Annotated in this window: 13 protein-coding genes and 1 tRNA gene; 5 read left to right on the forward strand and 9 right to left on the reverse strand. The window is 61.8% G+C overall.

What is annotated here, in order from left to right; genetic code table 11:
- Positions 1-358 precede the first annotated feature (358 nt).
- The 3 genes from HA052_RS20495 (at position 359) to HA052_RS20505 (ending at position 4,872) form a co-directional block, all read left to right on the forward strand.
- Positions 359-3,016, forward strand: a complete 2,658-nt coding sequence (locus tag HA052_RS20495; protein WP_166453353.1) for a cytochrome c peroxidase — start codon at positions 359-361, stop codon at positions 3,014-3,016.
- Between the two features lie 190 nt (positions 3,017-3,206).
- Positions 3,207-3,830, forward strand: coding sequence for a YopT-type cysteine protease domain-containing protein (locus HA052_RS20500; protein WP_166453354.1), 624 nt, complete (start codon positions 3,207-3,209; stop codon positions 3,828-3,830).
- Between the two features lie 610 nt (positions 3,831-4,440).
- Positions 4,441-4,872, forward strand: coding sequence for a hypothetical protein (locus HA052_RS20505; RefSeq protein ID WP_166453355.1), 432 nt, complete (start codon positions 4,441-4,443; stop codon positions 4,870-4,872).
- A gap of 83 nt (positions 4,873-4,955) precedes the next feature.
- Here the strand turns inward: HA052_RS20505 and HA052_RS20510 are convergent, their stop codons facing one another.
- The 3 genes from HA052_RS20510 to HA052_RS20520 are packed head-to-tail and all read right to left on the reverse strand — an operon-like array spanning position 4,956 to position 7,308.
- The gene (locus HA052_RS20510; RefSeq protein WP_166453356.1) at positions 4,956-5,129 is read right to left on the reverse strand and encodes a hypothetical protein; all 174 of its coding nucleotides are present in this window, start codon (positions 5,127-5,129) and stop codon (positions 4,956-4,958) included.
- Positions 5,122-6,657, reverse strand: coding sequence for an anti-phage dCTP deaminase (locus HA052_RS20515; protein ID WP_166453357.1), 1,536 nt, complete (start codon positions 6,655-6,657; stop codon positions 5,122-5,124). Before HA052_RS20515 ends, HA052_RS20510 begins: the two co-directional genes overlap by 8 nt.
- A gap of 24 nt (positions 6,658-6,681) precedes the next feature.
- Positions 6,682-7,308 (reverse strand): glutathione S-transferase family protein, encoded by a 627-nt coding sequence (locus tag HA052_RS20520; protein WP_166453358.1) that lies wholly within the window; start codon positions 7,306-7,308, stop codon positions 6,682-6,684.
- Positions 7,309-7,476: 168 nt separating this feature from the next.
- On the opposite strand from HA052_RS20520, the gene HA052_RS20525 reads away from it, so the two are divergent.
- Positions 7,477-7,552 (forward strand) — tRNA-Ala (locus tag HA052_RS20525).
- A gap of 339 nt (positions 7,553-7,891) precedes the next feature.
- Here the strand turns inward: HA052_RS20525 and HA052_RS20530 are convergent.
- Positions 7,892-9,598: an amidase gene (locus HA052_RS20530; protein ID WP_166453359.1), complete on the reverse strand. Its 1,707-nt coding sequence runs from the start codon at positions 9,596-9,598 to the stop codon at positions 7,892-7,894.
- A gap of 173 nt (positions 9,599-9,771) precedes the next feature.
- The gene (locus HA052_RS20535; RefSeq protein ID WP_166453360.1) at positions 9,772-10,716 is read right to left on the reverse strand and encodes a LysR substrate-binding domain-containing protein; all 945 of its coding nucleotides are present in this window, start codon (positions 10,714-10,716) and stop codon (positions 9,772-9,774) included.
- Positions 10,717-10,944: 228 nt separating this feature from the next.
- On the opposite strand from HA052_RS20535, the gene aguA reads away from it, so the two are divergent.
- Positions 10,945-12,081 (forward strand): agmatine deiminase, encoded by a 1,137-nt coding sequence (aguA, locus tag HA052_RS20540; RefSeq protein ID WP_240937445.1) that lies wholly within the window; start codon positions 10,945-10,947, stop codon positions 12,079-12,081.
- Positions 12,082-12,549: 468 nt separating this feature from the next.
- Here aguA and HA052_RS20545 read toward each other — a convergent pair whose 3' ends face one another.
- From HA052_RS20545 to HA052_RS20560, 4 genes are all read right to left on the reverse strand, one after another.
- Positions 12,550-13,668: a fimbrial protein gene (locus tag HA052_RS20545; RefSeq protein ID WP_166453361.1), complete on the reverse strand. Its 1,119-nt coding sequence runs from the start codon at positions 13,666-13,668 to the stop codon at positions 12,550-12,552.
- A 111-nt stretch (positions 13,669-13,779) separates the two neighbouring features.
- Positions 13,780-16,842 carry a two-partner secretion domain-containing protein gene (locus tag HA052_RS20550; RefSeq protein ID WP_166453362.1) on the reverse strand — a complete coding sequence of 1,021 codons (3,063 nt, stop codon included), beginning with the start codon at positions 16,840-16,842 and terminating at the stop codon, positions 13,780-13,782.
- A 71-nt stretch (positions 16,843-16,913) separates the two neighbouring features.
- Positions 16,914-18,611, reverse strand: coding sequence for a ShlB/FhaC/HecB family hemolysin secretion/activation protein (locus HA052_RS20555; protein ID WP_166453363.1), 1,698 nt, complete (start codon positions 18,609-18,611; stop codon positions 16,914-16,916).
- A gap of 10 nt (positions 18,612-18,621) precedes the next feature.
- Entirely contained in the window at positions 18,622-21,342 is a 2,721-nt protein-coding gene (locus HA052_RS20560) for a fimbria/pilus outer membrane usher protein (protein WP_166453364.1), read from the reverse strand.
- Positions 21,343-21,431 lie beyond the last annotated feature (89 nt).

Below are 21,431 nucleotides of genomic sequence, written 5' to 3' on the forward strand. Positions count from 1 at the left end.
GCGCGAGCGCTTGGGTGAATTGCTACTTTCGAAACAACGGCGAGGGCGTGAATGCCCTCGCGTTGTGAAAAAGCAGCCGTCCCGTTACCCGATCAAACAAGTTCGATCCGCTAAGTGAACGGCATTAGCCCTTGGGCTGCTTTTTTTGCGTTGGAGTCGTTGAACAGCTTCTTTGCCGTTCAGAACACCTCGATATCGGTCAGATGATGACGGCCGGTGCGGTTTTTCTGGCAGAACACCTTGGCGCGCACGGTCAGGCGCGACTCCGGTTTGCCTATCCTCGACATGCTTCTTGTACGAACAACTCGACAAACGCATAATCGCCGTCTTGAAATGAAAATGATTATTAATTACAAAAATGCACTCGCGCCTTGTTCTTCCCTTTATTCTGGCGGGCAGCCTGGCCGTGGCCGCCTGCTCCGGCGGCCCCGCCGCTCAGCCAGTACGCACCGGCGTCTTCGTCGATAGCCCGGTAGCGGGCCTGGACTACGACAGCGGCAGCCATGTCGGCAAAACCACCGCCAACGGCGAATTCCGCTATCTGGACGGGGAAACCGTCGTCTTCCGCATCGGCCAGCTGGAACTGGGCCGCAGCCTGGGCGCGCCCCAGCTGACTCCGCTGCAACTGGCCGGCAGCCAAAACCCGGCGGATCCCAAAGTGCTGCGCCAGGTACAGCTGCTGCTGACGCTGGACGAAGACGACAACCCCAATAACGGCATCCAGATCAGCGCCGACACCGCGGCCCGCTTCCGTCGCAGCCAAAGCTTGGCCCAGGCCGGCGATCTGCAAACCCTGCTGGACAGCGCCGGCATCGCCCGCAGCGTGGTGGCCGCCGACTACGCCGCCAGCCACTTCCGCCTCAGCCTGGCCGCGCTGCGCGAACAGCCGCCCGGTCCGCGCTTCGCCCCGCTGGCCGAAACCAACGGCGCGCCCTTGAGCGACGCGGGCGAACGCGCCGGTTGCGTGAAAGACAAGCAGACCGGCTTGATCTGGGAAGTGAAGTCCGTGCAGGGCCTGCGCAGCCAGTTCCACAGCTATTACGCCAGCGCCAGCCGCAATCCGGAACGCCCGGCCCAGTGCGAGCCCGGCCAGGAAGATTGCCTGGCCGTCACCTACACCGAAGCCGTGAACAAGCAAAAACTCTGCGGCTTCGAAGACAGCGAAGACGACATCGCCGCGGAGCGCGGCTGGCGGCTGCCCACCGAGCGCGAACTGAAAACCCTGTTGGATTGGAGCCAGTACGACCGCTCACGCGGCCTGCCGGCGCTGGACCGCCACGCCTTCCCGGACGCCGAAGCCGCCTTTTACTGGACCGCCACCAGCCGCCGCGGCGAAGGCGCGGTGGCGGTGGCCTTCGACGACACCCACCGCACCCTGTCCAGCGTCAGCCTCAGCCTGGGCCAGCCGGCGCGGCTGCGCCTGGTGCGCGGCCCCAAGCTGGCGGACGACCCCAACCCGGAAGACAAGCCGCCGACGCCGCCGGCCTACATCCCGGTCAGCGCCGACGGCCAACTGGCCGCGCCGGCCCAGGCCGCCTGCGTCGACGACAACCAGCACCCGGACAGCTGGCGCGACGTCATCCTGTGGCAAGCCCGGCCGCGGCCGGCCGGCGCCGCCAGCCTCAATCCGGCGCTGGCCGCGCTGCAACAGCAGCGACTGTGCCAGCAGGACAATTGGCGGCTGCCCAGCGTGGTCGAGGCCATCCGCTGGCTGCAATTGCAACAGGACCCGGACTACCCCGCCGCCAACGCCGCCGCCCGAATATGGGCGCGCGACGCGAGCGGCGAGCTTTACGGCCTGGACCGCAACGGCGGGAAACAGAGCGCGGCCCATCTCGCCGGCCAGGCCGAGCAACCGCTGCTGGTCGCCCTCTCCATCCGCCCGGCCAAACCGCCGCTGCCGGACAGCGACGGCGAGGCGCCGGACGCCGCCCAACTGGCGCAATGGCGGACCCGCTACGGCCAATACCAGCCCGGTGCGGACCGCCAAGCGTCCTGGCCCGCTCCCACGCTGGACGCGTCGGCGCAAGCCGGTTTCCGCGATCTGGGCTTGCTGCCGGCGGCGCCGTTTCCGGCCGACAACCCCTATAGCGCCGCCAAGGCGGCGCTGGGCGACAAACTGTTCCGCGATCCCCGGCTGTCCCGCAACAACCGCATCGCCTGCATCAGCTGCCACGCGCCGGAACACGGCTGGAGCGATCCGCGTCCGGTGTCCCAGGGCCACATCGGCCAACTGGGCGGCCGCAACGCCATGACCCTGCTCAACACCGCCTACGTCGGCGCGCTGTTCTGGGACGGCCGCGCCGCCAGCCTGGAAGAGCAAGCCAAGGGTCCGGTGGTCAATCCACTGGAAATGCACCAGCCGCTGGGCCAGGCCGTGGCCAAGATCGTCGCCGCGCCGGAATACGCGCCGCTGTTCGCCGCCGCCTACGGCGACAGCCGCGTGGACCTGGACCGCATGGCCAAGGCCATCGCCACCTTCGAACGCACGCTGATCAGCCAGGACAGCGCCTTCGACCGCTTCCTCAAGGGTGAGCGCGCCGCGCTGAACGACCAGGCGCTGTGGGGTCTGCATCTGTTCCGCACCAAGGCGCGCTGCATCAACTGCCACAACAGCCCGCTGCTGTCCGACAACCAGTTCCACAACACCGGCCTCAACTTCATCGGCCGAGACAAGGAAGACCTGGGGCGTGGCGGCGTCACCGGCTTGCGCGCCGATCTGGGCAAATTCCGCACCCCCACCCTGCGCGATCTGCTCTACACCGGCGACTACATGCACACCGGCGACATGCCGCTGGATGAGGACGGCGCCGGCGTGATCGAGTTCTACAACAACGGCGGCAATCTGGTGGCAGCGGCCGGCGTGGAAAAATACACTCTGCCCAAGCCCTCGCCGCTGCTCAAGCCGCTGGGCCTCAGCGCTGCGGAAAAGCAGGCATTGCACGCTTTCCTGCAAGCGCTGTCTGGCCCGCCGCGCCTGCAGCCGGCCAGCGAGGCCGAGTTGTTCCGGCGCTGATAAGCTATTTGCGATCCGCTGCGCGTCGGCAATGCAGCGTTAAATCGCCATCGCCCGGCCTCAGCGCCGGGCCGCGCTTTCCTGAATGCACTGGCGTAAACGCCGTTTACGGTTTATCTCAAAATATCGCGTCATGACAGGCGCGTGTTTTGCCAACTGAAAACCGACGGATAGCAAGAGGGGGGACGCGATGGCGTGGTCGTTGCGAAGGGCTTTCAATAATGCCGGGAACGGCGCCAACGCCGCCGGAGTGTGCGAGGCCGCGGTCTGCCTGTGGCTCAAACATATCCAGGACCGCGTGGGGAAATTCAATATGGGCAGCAGCGCCGGCGACTACCTGCCCACCACCCAGCAGGCGGACGCGCTTTACCAGCAGTTCGACAACGGGGCCTACCTGTTCCGTTTCGCCTCCTATCTGGAACAGCAGGTCTACCCCTCGGTGGCCGCCAATAACCGGGTGGGCGACGCCAGCCAGGCGGAAACCTTCGGCCTCACCTTCTGCCACTACTGCAACAACGCCCACGGCGCCAGCGCCCAAGCCTGGCAAGACATCATCGAAAACCGGATGGAGCGCGGCGACGCGCTCTTCCTCAACCTGATGCACAACGGCGGCGCTTCCGGCCACGCTGTCGGCGTCTACAAGGGCAGCGACTATATCTGGGTGTTCGATCCCAATAGCGGGCTCTACCGCGGCAATGTCAGCGCCGGCTGCTGCAGCGCGGCGGACTTGTTCCGCGCGGCGCAATATCTGGCGGGCCTCACCACCGGCTACTGGAACGAGACGGTTTACTACGGGCTGCATATGCGGGGGTGATTTGCGAAGTTACGATTTTTGAGAGTTTGAATCCGCTTCGCGGATAATGATTCAGGGCCGGTTCCGCCCGGCAAACGGAAAGGGGAATTTGCGCGGCCAAATTCCCCTTTACCCCAAAGGCCGCCCTGCAAGCCTGGCCTTCGGCTTCCCGCCGGTTCCCGTCAGGCCCGAGGCGCGGCTGAACTCGCAGCGCGCTAACGTCGCGCTGCTCGAACAAGCAGCCGCTTAAAACCTCGGGCCTGCCACCCGTCGGCAGGCTTGAAGGGAGCAGGGGCGCGTCGAATACGTGGTTTTCTTAACGTCACATTGGCTTGTGCAAGTGTGAATCCAGTCGCCGCTCCCTTGACCCCTCTTGGAACAACGGCAACAATCCGCCTTGTGCCGCGTAATAGTGGCACCGGGACTGCAAACCCGTGGGAGTTAGGCCTGACATGTCAGCTGCGGTTGATGTGTCCGAACGTCATTGGCACGACCTTTTCAAGGGCGGGCTATGGCGGGGAGGCCTATGGCCTGCCGGTCCTTACTCCCGGTTTTGCAGCCCTGTCATGTGCCCGCCACCCTCGTCTGCAAACGGGGAGGCTTTCGGAGCTTTGAGTAAGGAGGTCCTGCCATGAGTAACCCGTATTTTCCCCCGCGCCGCCGCTATAAAGGCGTATCAAGAGAAGCTGTCGAAACCTTGTTGCCCTTCGTCAGCTTCATCCCCGGCCGCACTTATCCCCATTACTGGCAAATCGAGCCCAGCTACGACTCTTATCCACAGGCCGGCGCCGACGGCCGCGAATACGCCGCCCATCTGCTGCAATGGCTGAAGGACAATCCCTTGCTGGTCGGCTCCGGCCTGCTCGGTCGCATCGCCCGCGACATCGACTTTGCCAACGAGCAGCAGCGCGGCGTTTGGGTGGCCTTCTTCAACCACCTGGAACGTGTTCTATCTTTGGGGCTGCGCGGCTTGGATGTGTTCGCCCATGTCGATGGCCAGCACGATTATCACTTGGCGGTGGAGGCGAGTTTTGAGCTGGAGGGGAAGGTGAGGAAGACTTAAGTCAACCAGAGAAGTGAGAAGCCCGGCGGTGCCGGGCTTTTAAGTAGAGTTATGAGACTGCTGCGTAATGACCACAGCAAATGCTACTTTTCCCGCTTTTGGCATGAATATGCAGCAGAAGGAGCAAAGCGACTGACACTAGATGTAGTGCTGTCTTGAGTTTTTCTTGCTAAATCTTGTTTCCAAGAAGGCCATTGCTCAATATTTTGACTTGCCGCTTTCAAGACATCCTGAGCTGACTTTACTGGTTTATTCATGAGACCCTCCAGAAGAAAACTTGATAAGTATACTTGCAAAGTGGGCAACAACAATAGTTTCTTTTTCCAGGTAGTTTAGTGGATACATCTGCATACGCAAGGGCGGAAGGGACTGTCCTGGCCATGGGAAGACTTTTCCACTACTGTTTTTGCGTTTTATCGGAAAGCCATCGCTCATCTGCATCGAGAATAGATCAAAGAATCGTCTTGGGCCAACTCCAACAAAAGGCTCAAATATTACTTTTGTTTTGTAGTCATCTTTTACCGAAGAAATAGAGTCGTCATGAAAACACATTGCTTTTGATTTTGGATAGGGCTCGATGTAAACAACCCTTTCAATCCCGGATGCAATGACATGCTTTGCACAGTTATGGCATGGAAATGTTGTGCAGTATAAATTTGTAGAAGAAGTAGATATACCATTGCGAGCGCAGTTTAAAATGGCATCCATTTCAGCGTGAACGACCCGGCCATATTCTGTTATATCTTTTATTTTTGATCCATAAAGAACTTTTTTTATTCGGTTTAATACTTTTTTACGGGCTATTTTATTTTTTATATGGCGTGATGTTATCTGGTTTTCTATTTTTTTAATAATACTACTTATTATTTCTTGTTTTTCTATAGAGTTAGAGTCTACTCCTCTTTTGTAATCCCTACCTCTTGTATCGTCGACAACTTCACCTGTTGCTGTGATACTTGGCCAATAGACCCCTCCTTTGAATTTAGGAACATCATTAGATCCAGTTGAGATAATAGTTTGGTCTTTAGCTATAACTGCTCCTACTTGACGGGACAAGTCGGCAGATCTCAAAGCTGACGAAAATGCCATAAACATGGCAAACTCATCAAACGTGGGTGTTTTAAATGGATCGCCAAAAATTATATCAATAATTCTGTGAATGCTATTTGTTACAATATCCTCATTTCCATCGTAGCTAACAAAAAAATCTGAAAGATGGAATGCATCCCTAGTTTTTTGACCATAAGAATCTGGGTCTTCCTCATCTCGACGAATAAGAGCTTCAGCTTGCTCTTCAGTCATCACCATGTCTATAAGAGTTTTTTTTCTCCTTTTTTCTTCTGAGTAAACTGATATTGCATAGAATCCAGTTTGATATATTTCTCTGAGACGTATGATTTCTTCAGGTGTTTTGATAGAGTTAATGATGAATGCTGTGTTTTTTAAAGGGCCAGGTTGTTCTGCCGCGTCTTGTTCTTTTTTCCTAGCCTCATTAATGACAAGAGAAATCCCTCCAGCTAAAATTCCATTGTCGTTCGCTAGTTTCCTAATTTCATTGCCCTTGTCCATGTAATATGAGATGTGTTCAAATTTTTTTGGTAAGTTATCTTGATTTGGGTATATAAAATCAATAACTTGCTTAGAAACTCTTATGTCATGAGAGGTGTAATTGTAAGACTTTAGCTTATTTTTGATTGGTTCTATAATTTTCTTTAAATCAGTTCCAATTGCTCCCACAAGAGCAATGACAATTTCAGATTCATTGAAATTTATAATATCAGACATGTGATGCCCTCTGAATTCTGATTATTAAGCTACCCCCACACTCCCATGCGTCACAAATCCCGGCCGTTGAATCAGGCGCTGATAATAGGCGTGCGTATGCGGCAGTTCCGGCTTGTCGAAAGGCGTTAGCTGCCAGCGGTGGATGGACAGGCCGAGCACGATGTCGGCCAGGGTGAAATCGTCGCCGCAGATATAGGGTGTATTCTGCGAAGCCAGCTGCCGGTCTAGAATGGCCATATAGTGGCCCCATTGCTGGATGCTGGCCTGGATTAGCGCCGGGTCCTGGTGTTCCGGACTGTGGCGGCTGAGGCCGTGGAAGGCATAGCCCCAGGAGCCGTTCAGCTCGGTGGCCTGCCAGTCCATCCATTTTTCCACTTGGGCGCGGCTGCGCGGATCGGTGGGCAGCAAGTGGCTGGCCCGGCGCGAGTCGGCCAGGTAGCGGCAGATGGTGTTGGATTCCCACAGCACCAGGCCGTCGTCCACCACTGTCGGAATCAGCGCATTAGGGTTGAGCGCCAGGAATTCCGGGCTGCTGGCGGACTGAAAGCCGCGGCCCCAGTCTTCGCGTTGGTAGTCGATGCCGATTTCATGACAGGTCCACAGCACTTTGCGGACGTTGATGGAACTGGTGCGGCCCAGGATGCGCAGCATGGAAATCTCCGGCGATGATGTTGGGATGGACCGGAGCAGTGTAGTCCCGCCGGAGGCGGGCATGCCATTGAAATGAAGAGTTGTGGCGAGGATGCGCCAGCTTGGCCGGCCGCCATGGGGTCGGGCTTGGCAAGCGCAAGGCCCTTGTCATATGATGGCTGTCGATTTGGGCCGATAGCTCAGCTGGGAGAGCGCTGCGTTCGCAATGCAGAGGTCGGGAGTTCGATCCTCCTTCGGTCCACCAATTCCCCCCCCTTCTTGTTTTTTCCTGCGTGAAACTAGAGAGCATTTTTTTGCAGTTGCTGCAAAGATAGGCGATCGGGCCTTACACGAGAGCGTTCGTAAGCATTGGCATTAGGTCCGTGCACATAACACTGAGCTGCGCATCACTATCCAAGCAAACCCGCCTAACGGCGGGTTTGTCCTTGCTATTGTGTGCTTATTCAAGTGAAGTCGTCGTCCAGCGCCACTCCCCATGGATGCAGGTTCGGCCAGAGCGGTAATCCCCCTCCAGGAAACCAATGATGGCTTCCAAGCCACTGCTACCGGCTGAATACCCGTCCTGGTCTGCCCTCGCGGGTGATCATTGACCTAGCGGTGGTGTGCGCGGCGGGATCATGCGCTTGCTGCCGGTGGCTTCAAATGCGCCAGCGAAGCGCAGCAGCGCGTTGTCATCATAGGCGCGCCCGGCAAAAGTCAGCCCCACCGGCATGCCGATATCAGCCATCACTCCCATCGGCACGGTAACTGTCGGGACGCCAAGATGGCGGATGGCGAGGTTGCCGTTGGCTACCCAGACGCCGTTGCTCCAGGCGATGTCGGCTGAGCGCGGATTGACGTCCGCATCTGCCGGGCCGACGTCGGCCACGGTGGGGAACAGCACGGCGTCCAGCTTTAGCGCATCCATCCAGTCTTCCAGATCCAGCTTGCGGGTCTTTTCCAGACCACGCAGACCATCCTGCACGCTTTCAATCCGGTCATAGGACTTGAGGCCCCGCTTGGCCATGTTGACGTACTCGTCCATGCCGGCGGCCAGGTCCCCTTCGCGGTTTGGCAAGGTGCCCGGATCGTGCGGGAAGATCTTCGGACCATCCACGTCAGCCAGTTTGTTGAGCTTGGGGTCGCCGTTGGCGCGCAGGAACTCATCGAAAGCCCAACCGGACAGCTCCCACAGCTCGTCATTGAGGAACTCGGCTGAGACGATGCCGCGGTTGAATACAGTGGGCGCGCCGGGACGATCGCCTTCACAGTTGGAAACCAGCGGAAAATCCACTTCGATGACTTCCGCTCCGGCGGCTTCCAGCGCCTGACGCGCGGCTTCCCAGAGATCGATCACGGACGCGCGGGTATGAATGCGCTGTCCGGTGGGGCCGCCAATGCCTGGCGTTTCGCTGGTGCCGGCCAGTTCGTCCTTGTTGATGTACATGCGTGGTATGCCAAAGCGCTTGCCTTTGAGTGTGTCGGGCTGAGCCAGCAGGCCGGAATAGGAATCTGGCCGGACCTCCGAGGCTTTGGGAATCTCCACCCAGGGCTGCAGGCGCCATAGGTCGCCACGGCTGATCGGGTCGTCCGCGACGATGACGTCGAGCACTTCGAGCAAGTCCGCCATGGTGCGGGCGTACGGCACGACAACGTCCATGGTCGGCGTCAATGGCCAGTTGCCGCGTACCGAGATGACCCCGCGAGACGGCGTATAGGCGCACAGACCATTGTTCGAGGCCGGGCCGCGGCCACTCGACCAGGTCTCCTCGGCCATGCCGAAGGCGGCGAAGCTGGCGGCCGTAGCGGTGCCGGCGCCATTGGAAGAGCCGGAGGCGAACGGCGCCGTCAGGTAGTTGGCGTTATAGGGGCTTTCGGCGCGACCGTAGCAGCCGCGCTGCATGCCGCCGTTGGCCATTGGCGGCATATTGGTCTTGCCCAGGCAGATGGCGCCGGCTGCGCGCAGGCGCGCTATGGTGAAGGCATCGTGCTGGGCTACCAGATCCTTGAACGCCGGGCTGCCTGAAGCGGCGGTCAGTCCCTGCACCAGATAGCTGTCCTTGGCGGTATAGGGGATGCCGTCCAGCGGGCTCAGCGTTTCACCACGAGCGCGACGGGCATCGGATGCCTCGGCTTCCTTGATCGCCTCCGGATTACGCACCACCACCGCATTGAGTCTGGTCTCGGTCGCGGGGCCATCGTAGGCCTCTATCCGCGCCAGATAGGCCTTGACCAGTTCAACCGCTGTCGAACGCCCGGATTCGAGCGCTGCGCGCAGCTCGGCAATGGATAGCTCGGTCACCTCGATCATGCTACTACCTCCACTAAGAAGACGGATTTCATGCCCATCGCGGTGACCGTTTTCCTGCAGGCGCAGGCGGGTCATGCCGCACGGTAGCCGGCGCGCGCATGGGCTGTTCTGCAATATGGCGGCTAATCTACAAGAGATAGCGTTATACGGGAAAATGATTCATTTTGATGCACTTATTCATGCGGCGAATACCGGGGCAGCGCCGCATCATCGGATTCGATGAGCTTGCGCATCAAATCGCGCAGCCAGTGCAGCGCAGGATGACTATCCTGCACCGGGTGCCAGATGCAGTTAAGGTGATAGCCTGGCAACTCTTCCGGCAACGCCACCATCTTTAACGGCCAGTAACCCGCCATCATCGCCGCTACTTTCTTGGGCAGGATAAACAAATGATCGGTGTTGCTGACGATGGCGGCTGCAGCCATATAGCTTTGGCTGTGTACCGAAATCTTGCGCTGCAAGCCGCGCTCGGCAAGAAAATCATCCATTGGCGACCCCAGATTGCCCAGCGGCGCGTGGAAGACATGCGGCAAGGCAATCAGATCCGATAGTGTCAGCCTATCGTTCTGGAGCGGGTGATCATGACGCAAGATGCCGATCAGCGGCTCGTTCAGCCAGGTTTCCCGGCACAGATAGCTGGGGATGGACATGTATTCGTCAAAACCCAGCAGGAAGTCGATTTCGCCGTCGGCAAGCGCCAGTTCCGGAATGTCTTCCCGCAGGATGGTGATGTCGATATGAACGTTGGGCGCGGCCTCCGCCAGTTTTTTCACCAGGGGCGGAATCAGCACGCACTCTACATAATCCGTGGTGCACAGGGTGAAGCGGCGCGCCGATGTTGCTGGGTCAAAGGCCTCCGGCTGGCTGAAATGGCTTTGCAGCAGGCTGAGCGCCTGATGGACGCCCTGTTGCAGATAGAGTGCTTTTTGCGTCGGCAGCATGCCGTGCGGCGAGCGCACCAGCAGCGGGTCGTCGAAGAATGTCCGCAAGCGATTGAGCGAGTGGCTCATCGCAGGCTGGCTGACAAACAGTTTCTCTGCCGCCCGTGTGACACTGCGCAGGCTGATCAGGGCATCCAGTGCCAGCAACAGGTTCAGATCCAGTTGATGCAGTTTCACACCATTCACCGTATTTATGAAAGCATTCGTATTGTTCATTTGCCGAATAGTTTGGCTCTTCATAGACTACGCCTGTCAATCACTTCGTCGTTCATTGCAGAGGAAATCTGCAGTTCCAGAACGTTGATCCGCCCGGCGAATGTGCATTGGTCTAGCCTCCGCATCGCGCAGATCGGGAGACGTGTCGAGTCTGTCATCCGCAAATGCACGATCTATTGAATACTTCTGATGGCATTTATCAAGCCGATGGTGATCAAAATGAACAATAAAACGCACAATAGCCTACCTGCCGCCGACGGTTTTCACATGCCGGCCGAGTGGGCTGAGCATCAGGCGGTATGGATGATCTGGCCGCAGCGCCCGGATAACTGGCGCCATGCCGGACGCGAGGCGCAACAGGCTTTTGCTGCCATCGCCAAAGCCATTTCGGCGACTACGCCCGTGTTCATGGCCGTGCCAGAATCGTTCATGGCACAGGCGCGCGCCGTCATGCCGTCCGAAGTCACCCTGGTTGCAATGAACAGCGATGACTGCTGGATGCGCGACAGCGGACCGACCATGGTGATCGATCAGGCGGGCCATCTGCGTGGCGTGGACTGGAAGTTCAATGCCTGGGGCGGCTTCAATGGCGGGCTGTACCATCCTTGGGATCAGGATAGTGAAGTGGCGAGCCAGGTGCTGGCCCAGCATGGCTTTGATCGCTATGAAGCCCCGCTGGTGCTGGAAGGCGGCTCGATTCATGTCGATGGTGAAGGGACGCTGCTCACCACCGCGGAATGTCTGCTCAATCCCAATCGCAATCCGGATTTGTCCAAAGCCCAGATTGAGGCCTTGCTTTCCGAGTATCTGAATGTGACACACTTCATCTGGCTGCCGGAAGGCGTGTTCATGGATGAAACCGACGGCCACATCGACAATATGTGCTGCTTTGCCCGTCCTGGTGAGGTGGTGCTGCACTGGGTCGACGATGAACAGGATCCGCAGTATCCGCGTTCGCAGGCCGCCTACGAAGTGCTGTCCAAAGCGCGCGACGCCAAGGGCCGCCAGCTCAAGATCCACAAGATGCTGGCCCCGGGCCCCTTGTTCTATGAGCAGGATGAAACGGCTGGCGTGGTGGCTAGCGGGCAGGCGGTGCCGCGTGAGGTTGGCGAGCGCATGGCCGCTTCTTATGTCAATTTCCTGATCAGCAACGGACAGATTATTTTCCCGCTGCTGGATGAGCGTACCGATGCCGCGGCAGCCAGCCGCTTGCAGGAGATCTTCCCTGAGTACCGAATTGTCGGCGTCCCGGCGCGCGAGGTACTACTGGGTGGCGGCAATATTCACTGCATCACTCAGCAGATTCCGGCAGGCAAGGCTGGCTGAGGCACTATCGTGCACGGCGGGTGCATTCCCGCCGTTTCCGTTTGCCATGCGCCGAGCTTGTGCGGAATTTTGTGCGTGGTCAGCTGATGGTTCCCAAGGTCGGCCGAGATATGATTCCGATCACGCTATGTGACCGGAGGCCTGTCTGGGCTAAACGGCCAAGCTTATCCTTCCGGTTTCGCGTTTCCGCCCCCTTCCGCAGTCATTCCGTTTTTCGCCTTTTTCATTCCCTGAGCTCTTGATCCAGCGAGACCTTCCGTGGTTGAAACCCTGCCTCAGAACCTGTTTACGATCTGCTGCGCGTCGGCGATACGGCGTTGAAAATGGTTTCGAAATGCTCATGTACCGTCGGTACACTCCGCTTTCTCAACCGTTTTCGCCTTGTCTCGCCTTAGCTCGCGAGATCGTAAACACGTTCTCAGACCAAGCCCACGGTATGGCGCATGGGCGGTCAGGGAGGGCACGGCTTCAGGGATAGGTGATGATGAAAACGGCCTTGGCATTGGCGTGGCCGGCGGTGACATTGCCGGTGCGCACATAGCTGGCGTACAGCGGCATGCTGACCATTCCGTTCAGGGGCGAACCCATGTCGAAGCTAGGCGTGCCGGCATCGTTTTCCGGCCCAAACGTGATGATGTCGCTTTCCGCGCCGCCCAGACTCCGGCTCAGTTGCAGCCCTAGGCCTCGGGCTGCGGCGACGCCTCCTTCGGGGGTGGCGTTGATGCTGAGCAGCCGGCTGCTATTGCCGAATTGGTTGGCGTCGCTGAATTGAATCTTGGGCCGGGCTTGCGCCGCGCATTTGCTGAGCTGCAGCGAGAATTGCTGGGGCGCTCGGGTGGATGGCTGGCCCAAGGCGGGGAAGTCCGCCGGGGTGTACTGTCCCATTGGGACGGTGATGTTGGCGGTCTGCAGTTCGCAGGTGTTGGCTACGGGCACGTTGATGTTCAACAGCTCGCCAAAAGAGGCCTGCTGATAACAATCTCTTGTTACGTTGCCGTTGCGGGTGGCGTCAATGTAGAAGGAGGCGCTGGCGCCGGGCACGTTCCCCACGGTGCCGCCCGGCGTGGGACCGGTCAAGATCAGCTCCTGGTACAGCTGCAAGGTTAGGGTGTCGAATGTGCCGCCACTCGTGCGTTCGGCGGGTTTCGAGGTCAACACGCGCTCCATAGTGGGGTCGTACGGCAGAGAGGGCTCTCCGTTCCCTGCCTGGTAGCTCCAGCGCAAACCGATGCCGGCGATATTGGTGGGAATGGTTTCATGGGACCCAAGCTGGCCGCCGTTGCCGTTCGTCCAGGCGCCGTGGATGCGCACGATGTCCGGTCCGCCGACCTGGCCTTGATATTCGCCGCGCACGGCAATGCCGCGCTTGGCCAGCACGGTGCCCGGCGGAGTGTCGGCGGTAATGGTGATGGTGCTGCCGCTCAAGCCGTTCCAGGGGCCGGGCGTGGTGTTGGCGAGCGTGCAGTTGCGCGCCGCCGCCGCCGCGTGGGCTGTGACGCCGTGGCTAAGCAAAAGGGCGGTCAGGCAGGCCGCGCATGCGCGCTGGATAAGCCGCGCTTGTGGGGTGGAGCGGATTGCGTGGGCCATTTTTCCTTCCTTGGGAACCGATGACGATCCGCGCCGCTCCAGCGGAGGCGGCGCGAACCGGATTACAGCCTGGTCAAGCGGCCGCCGGATAGACCGGCGGCCGGGCGGAGCTTAGAAGTAGTAGTAAGACGAGATGGTGCCCTGATTGACGCCGTACAGCGGCACCAGCAGCGCATTGCCCATCACTTCATTGGCGCGCATCAGGCCGTAGTTCCAACCCACCAGGCCGCCATAGGTCTGGCGCCAGCCATTGACGAAGTTGACCTTGCTGGTGGCGGTGGAGTAGTCGACGGTGCCGCCGTCTTCGTTCATGCCCACCAGGCCGCCCAGGATGCTTTCCACGCCGCCGCTGACCGCGCCGCTGGCCACGGAGCTCTGGATTTCGCTCTGGTTGAGCCCTACCAGGCCGCCGACGATGCTGCGGTATTCGCCGCGCACATTGCCGGTGGCTTGGGCGGTGGTGATGCGGCCGGCGTTTTCGCTATTGCTGTTGACGCCCACCAGGCCGCCGACGCGGCTGGTGTTGCCGCCGGAAACGTCGCCGGAAGCGTCCACGGATTCCAGGTTGCCGCCGTTGTAGCCCACCAGGCCGCCCACTTGGCTATTGGTCCAGCCGCTGACTTTGCCGCTGGCGCGCGCATAGCTGACGTTGCCGCTGTTGTTGCTGCCTATCAGGCCGCCCACGCGGCTGTTATGGCCGCCGGTTACCGCGCCGCGCGCTTCCGCGGTGCGGATGTTGCCGCCGTTGTTGGTGCCGATCAGGCCGCCCAGGCTGGCGCCGGAGGTGTCGTACACCGCGCCGGTGGCGCTGACGTCTTCCAACTCTCCGCGTTGGTTAAGGCCCACCAGGCCGCCGATGGCGGAGCTGCCCACGCCGGTGATCTTGCCGCTGGCGCTGGATTTGACGATCTGGCCGCCTTCGTTGTGGCCCACCAGGCCGCCGATGCGGCTGTCGTAGGTGGCGTATACGCTGTTGCTGGCTTGGGAGTCGGCAATCAGGCCGCCTTTGGCGTAGCCCACCAGGCCGCCGACATTGACGCCGGCGCGGGCGTCGATAGAGCCGGCCGCGCTGGAGCCGATGATCTGGCCGCCGTTGTTGAGGCCCACCAGGCCGCCCACGCCGCCGCTGCCGATTTCATTGCGCGGCATGTTATAGGCGTATACGCGCGCATTGGTTTGGGAGGCGGTGATGACGCCGCGGTTTTCCCCCACCAGGCCGCCCAGCACTTGGGTGTAGCCGTTGCCGTAGACGTTGCCGGTATAGGCGGAGCTGAACACCTTGCCGGTGTTGGCGCCGATCAGGCCGCCGACGATGTTCATCGGGCTGCCGTTGGCGTTGACGGTGGCGTTGCTGGTGGCGTTGTGGACGGTGCCGGTGTTGCGGCCCACCAGGCTGCCGATCTCGACGCGGCCGGTGTAGTTGGCGTAGCCGGTTACGGAGCTGTTGATCAGGTTGACGTTGCCGATGATGCCGGCGTTGTTGGCGAACAAGCCCAGTGCCGGGCCTGCGTTTTGGATGTTCAGGCGGGTGATGTTGTTGCCCAGGCCGTCGAACACGCCGGAGAACGCCGCGCCGCCGCTGCCGCCGATGGAGTTGAACACGCGGTTATAGCCGTCGACGGCGTTGCCCAGCACATAGAGGCCGTTCAGGTTGGTGTTGACGGCTTGCAGTTGGGCCACGTCCTGGATCACGGTGTAACGCTTGCCGTTGGATTCGAAGCCGGCGCCCTTGCCGGACAGGGTGACGCGCTTGCCGGCGGCGACCACGCGGCCTTGGCCGGTGGTGTCTTCGTGGTTGAGCGCCAGCGAGGCGCCGGCTCCGCTCAGGCTGAGGTTGGCGTTGAGCATGACCTGCTTTTGGGCGGTCAGATCCACCGCGGCGCCTGCGCCGCTGGCGTAGAGGTCGGCGTTCAGGTTGACGTTTTGCCGGTCGGAACGCAGCGTCAGCTTATTGCCGCTGGACCAATTGATCTTGCCGTTGGCGTTGAGGTCGCCCTGAGTGCTGACCAGCTCGATATGGGTGTTGGCCAGGTTGCGCGAGACGGTGTCGCTGTAGAGGCCGCTGGACACCGGGGAAGAGGCGGAGGGGCTGAGATCCAGTTGCTCGGCGCTGACTTTCCACGTGCCGGTGCGGCCGTTGCTGGCCGCGGTGGTGACGTTGGTGGCCAGCGCAACGGTCACGGCCTTGCCTTTGACTTCGATCTGGCCGCCGTCGCCCAGGAAGCTGCCTTGAGCGCTGGCGTTAAGCGTGCCGGCCACGTTGACGCGCTGGTTGTCGCCGGCGTCCAGCACGATCTTGCCGGCGCGGTTTTGCAGGGTGCGGGCTTCGATCACGCCGGTGTTGTTGACGACGTTGCGCAGGAAGTTGTCGCTGGCGCGGGCGGTCATCAATACTTCCCCGCCGTCGGCGCGCAGTAGGTTGCCGTTGTGCACTTGGGCGTTCACGGCGGCGGCGTCCACTTGCAGATTCACCAAGCCGGAGCCGTCGAAGTTCAAGGTGAAGGCGTTGCCGCCGGCCAGGGCCACTTTGCCCAGGTTGGCCTGGATCACGCCGGTATTGCTGACGCGCGCGCCCAGAAGCGCCACCGCGCCGCCATTTTGGGCGACGAGGGAGCCTTGGTTGGAGACTTCCGCCGCGGAGTTGCCTTCAAAACGGTAGTGGCCGGCCATGAAGCGTTCGACCGAGAGGTCCTGACTGGAGGCGACCAGGCCGCCCACGTTGACTTGCGCGGTTTTGCCGAACAGCACGCCGTTGGGGTTGACCAGGAACACGCGGCCGTTGGCGTTCAACTGCCCCATGATGTTGCTGCCGTCCACGCCCACTACGCGGTTGAGGGCGATGGAGGCGCTATTGGGCTGGTTGAAGGTGACTTTGTGACCGTTGCCGATATTGAAGCTGTTCCAGTCGATCGCCAGTTTGTCGCTGGATTGATTGATGGACATTTGCTTGCCGTTGTCGAACACCAGGATGTTGCCGTTGCCGGTCTTGATGCTGCCGCCGTCCGGCAAGTTGGCCGCCTGGACGTGCGCGGTCAGCAGCAGGGCCAGAGCCGGCAGGCCGCGCGCCAGCAGGCGGCTGCCGCTGCCCGGCTTGCCGCGAGCGCGGCTGAGTTCGCTGCCAACGCTCCAGCACTGGCGCAGGGAATTCCAAATCAGAGCGTAATTCTTATTCATGACAACTCCATCTTGTTGATAAGCGAAATGCGGGCTCCCTTGTGAGGGAGGGTGTATCCAGCGCGGCGACGTCACAGTTGCCAGGTCGCCTGCGCCCAGATAGCGGGGTTGCGCGTGTCCTGGCCGCCGTCGTTGCCGACGCGCCAGGCCGCGCTCACATTCAGTCTCAGGCTGTCGCGCAGCCAGTTCAGGCCCAGTCCGGCCGCGGTGCGGCTCAGGACGGGGTTGCGATAGCCCCAATCGCGCTTGTTGGCGCGGGTTTGGCCATAGTCGTAAAACAAGGCGGTTTCCATGCCGGGCCAGGCGGCGTAGCGCAGCTCCAGGTTGCCTATCCAGCCTTGGTCGCCGCTGGCGTCGCCAGCTGGATAGGCGCGCACCGCGTAGGGGCCGCCCAAGCTGATTTTTTCCGAGGAGTCCAGGTTGCGGTCCGCCCATTGGCCGTTGAATTGGGCGTAGAGGCTGAAGCGTTGGCTGAGCCGTTGCAGGCGGACGGCGCTGAGGCTGAGCTTGCCGAAATGACCTTGGGTATCGGCGGTCAGCCGGTCGGCCCACCGCGCTATCGGGTCGTCAATGCCGAGCCGGCCGTAAGCGTAAGCCAGCGAAGCCTGGCTGATGCCGCCGCCGCCCCAGCCGTCCTGGCCGTTGGCGCTAAGCATGGCGGTCCATAGGCGCACGCGTTTGGCGCCGCGGCTGTCAAGCAAGTCGATGTCGTCTTTGAGCCGCTTGTCGTCATACATCAGTTGGGCGTAGACGCTGGCGTTCCGGCCGCGCCACAGCGGCTGGGAGAGAAATCCGCTTTGGATGCGGGCGTTGCCGTGGGCTTCCAGAGCGGTGAAGTCCCGTCCCAGCCGGTATTCCATATTGGAGTAAGCGGCGCCCACCCGCGTCAGCCAGGGGCCGACAGGCAGTTGATAGGACAGGCGTTGGTATTGCTGGCGGCCGTCGCTGCCCATTGCCCGCAGGCTGAGCTGATCGCCCAGCGCCAGAGGGTTGTTGAGGTTGAGGTTGCCGCCCAGCCGGTATTCGCCGGTGTATTTGCTGCCGTAGTTGTCGAGTTCGACGCCGCCGCTCAATCGTTCCCCGGGCAGGGCCTGCACCAGCAGCTCGGAGCTGCCGGCCTGGCTGCCGGGCCGCAGAGTGGAGCGCACTTTGACGCCGGGCAGGTCGTTCAAGCGCAACAGGGCGCTGTCCAGCGCGTCGCGCTCCACCAGCTGGCCCGCCAAAGGGCGCAGCGGCGCTTGCAGCACCTCGTTGCGCACGGCGGAGGCGTTGTCCAGCGTCACCTGGTCGTAACGGCCTTCCTGAATCTCGATGCGCACCCAGCCGTCTTCGATGTCCTGAGGCGGCAGATAGGCTTGGGCCAGCAGATAGCCGTGTTGCTGATAGAAGCGCGTGATGCCGTTGGCCGCCGCGTGTAGTTCAGCCAGGCTGAGTTCCTGACCGGCCAAGGCTTGCAGTTGCCGGGCCAGCGTGTCTTGAGCGAATACGCTGTTGCCGCTGAAGCGGAAACCGGTCACCAGCAGGCGCGGGCCGGCGTCCTGGGCGGCCGGGGATTCGGCGGCTGGCGGCGTCAACTCCAGCTGCGGGGCCGGGGTAGGCAGCAACTGCGGCCGCGCCGACTCAATGTCGCGCAAGGACTGGCCGGCGTCCGGGCGTTGCGCCAGGCCGGGCGCGCTCCATGCCAGGCCCAGGGCGGCCGCTAACAGCAGGCTATGGGCGCGGCGGTTCAAGATGGGCGCGCGGGACGGGAGGTGGGATCGGTTCTTCATCGGTTTATCGTTATGGCGAAGGCTGGGATGTGGATGCCGCCGCCTGCGCCTGCGGCAGGCAGGGGGCGACGAGCATGTCGTAGCGCTGTTGGCGGCCGGCGCGTTTTTCCGGCAATTGATAGTCGATGCGGCATTGCTGTTCCGGCGTGCCGCCCCATTCGACGATGAGCCAGCCGTTGGGCTCCAAGCCTTTGGCGAAGAGACGGCCGCCTTGTCCGACCACGCCGACGTTGTCGCCACGGGCGTTGCGCGCGGCGGCGCCGAAGGGCAGCGGCTTGTCGTCCGGCATCCGGCTGTCGATCAGGGTGGCGCGCGCTACTTCGGTGGCGTAGGACAGCATCACCACGGAACCCGCGCGCGGGGCCAGGCCTTTGCCGGTGGATTGCTTTAGCTCCACATCCAGCGGCATGCCCTTGGGATTCACCTCTATGGTGTTGAGGTGATAAGGCGTCAGGCTGGGCACCACGGCGTAGCCGCGGGCGTCCACCCGGGCCCGGGTGGCTCCGACCAAGGCGCCTTCCGCGTCCGGCACTCGCACCACGGCCAGGGTTTCCCCCAATGTCTGCGCCAGGGTCACGCCGCCGGGGTGCGCCACCAGGGCGCCGGCGGCACTGGCGGAATACTGGTTGTAGCCTCGGCCCGCGCTGACGCTGGCGTTCAACTGCGTGTAAGGCAGCTGATACCCCAGGCCGGCGCTGCCGCCGCCGCCGCCGCGTTCGGAATGGCTGGCGGAGACGGAGTAACTGCCGCGGTTGTCGTCGCCCAGCGTGCCGGCCAGGCTGGTGGTGGTCTGCAAGCCGCTGTCGGAGTCATGGGAAAGGAAACCGCTGAGCGTGGGCAAACGCCGGCTGTCGCCCAGGGGAAGGCTCAAATTGAGCGCATAGGTGGTCCGGCTGCGTTCCTGGGTGGTCGGGCCTTGGGCCAGATTGCGCGAACGTTGGGCGGAGAGGGTGTAGCTAACGGAGCCCACGCTGCCGCCGTAACCCACCGAGAAGTTGACCTCCTTGCTGTCGCTGCCCCAAAACTGTTGCATGGAGCCATTGGCGTACAAGGAGCCGCCGCCCAGTTGCTGGCTGATGTTGACGTCGAAGCGGTGACGCTGGCGCACGATCGCGTCCAGCGTCCGCCGGCGCTGGTATTGATCTTCCGCGACGATGCGCTCGATCAGGCTCAGATAGCCGGAGGTGGAGTAGCGGTAGGCCAGCAGCGAGAAGTTGGTACCGGTGCTGCTCAGCTTCTTGCTGTACGACAACCGCAGGCTGTTGCCCTGGATGCGGCGGTCGCCGGACAAGCGGCTTTCGGCTCGGGTCAGGTCGACGGCGAAGGCGCCGACGCTGGTATTGGCCGCCACGCCAAACAGCCCCGAGGCGTAACCGCGGGAGGCCACCGCGCCGGCGTAAGCCGTCCACATGCCGTCCAGGCCGCGCTGGTAAATGGCTTGGGCGAACAGCGGATCGTCGGTCAGGCCTGGCTGTTTGACCTGGCCGGCGATCACGCTGTAACGCTGGACTCCGCTGCGCAAGAGCTGCGGCGTCGCCGCATAGGGCACCACGCTGGTGTATTCCTGGCCATCGGCCTCGGTGACTTTGACCAGCAGGTCGCCGCCCTCGCCGCTGGCCTGCAGGTCGCTGATGGTGAAGGCGCCGGGCGCCACGGTGGTTTCATAGATCAGATAGCCGCGTTGGCTCACGCTGACTTTGGCATTGGTCCGTGCCGTGCCGTGGATCGCCGGCGCGTAATGGCGTTGGGTGTCCGGCATCATGCGCTCGTCGCTGCTGAGCTGGACGCCGCGGAAGGACAGGCTGTCGAACAGCTCGCCGCTGCTGGCGGTTTCGCCCAGCACCAGCTGCGAACGCCAAGCCGGCACATCGGTTTGCAGATAGACCGAGCCGCTTTGATAGCGGGCGGCGCGCCCTGTCCCCCAAGACAAGGAACCGTTGTGGCGCAGCCGCCACGCGCCCAGGTTCAGGCCGCCGTTGAGGCCCAGGTAGCCGCTGTTGGAGCGCTTGCCCAGGCTTTCGCTGCTGTACAGGTTGGCGTTGTAGTTGAGCAGGCCGGCGGTGACGCCGCTTTCCCATTTTTCCGGACCAACATAGGTGCTGGCGGAGGCGAAATGCACGAAGATGGCCGGCACTTGCAAGGACAGTTTTTGCTCGGCCATGTCGGCATTGACGCTGGCGCCTGGAACGTACTGGCCCAGATCGCCGCAGAACAAGGCGTCCGGCATGGGGTTGAGCTCGTCTGACCCGCTTTGGCCGCGCGCGGCCTTGTCCATATCGATGCCCAGCCGTTCCAGTTGCTCTCTGCGGAAGCAGGGGCGCGCGGCCGTCCCGGGCGCCGTTTCGGCGAATTCGATGTCCTCCATGCCCTGCCAGCGGCCATTGACGCTGATTTCCAGGCGGTAGGTTCCCGGCGGGGTCTTTCCTTCCTGTTCAAAGCGGCTGAGGTCCAGCGGCGGCCCGCCCGCCCCGGTAAACAGATAGGCGGAGTCGAACACCAGGCCTCGCGCATTGCCCGAGGCGGGGGTTGCGGGCGGCCGGATAGCGGTCAGCGCGGCGCCGTGGGCTTCCGCGGAGTCGGGCAAATCGGCCCTACCCGCATTGCCGGACGCGCCGGCGGAGGGCGTCGCGCCGGCCAGCACGCCGCCGAACACACCCACTGCCCACCAAGCCAGGGGCTTGGCTTTGGGCGCACGCGCCCGGGCTTTGTCGCTTACGCTCAAGCCGATCATGAATTGCCTCGTATTGCGCTGTGCCGCCGCGGCAGGGGCAAGCCCTTGTCGGCGGTTGGGGATGGAAATCTTGGGAACGGGCGCGTCGG

It is taken from the genome of Chromobacterium fluminis (assembly GCF_011602385.1).
Taxonomy (GTDB): Bacteria; Pseudomonadota; Gammaproteobacteria; order Burkholderiales; family Chromobacteriaceae; genus Chromobacterium; species Chromobacterium fluminis.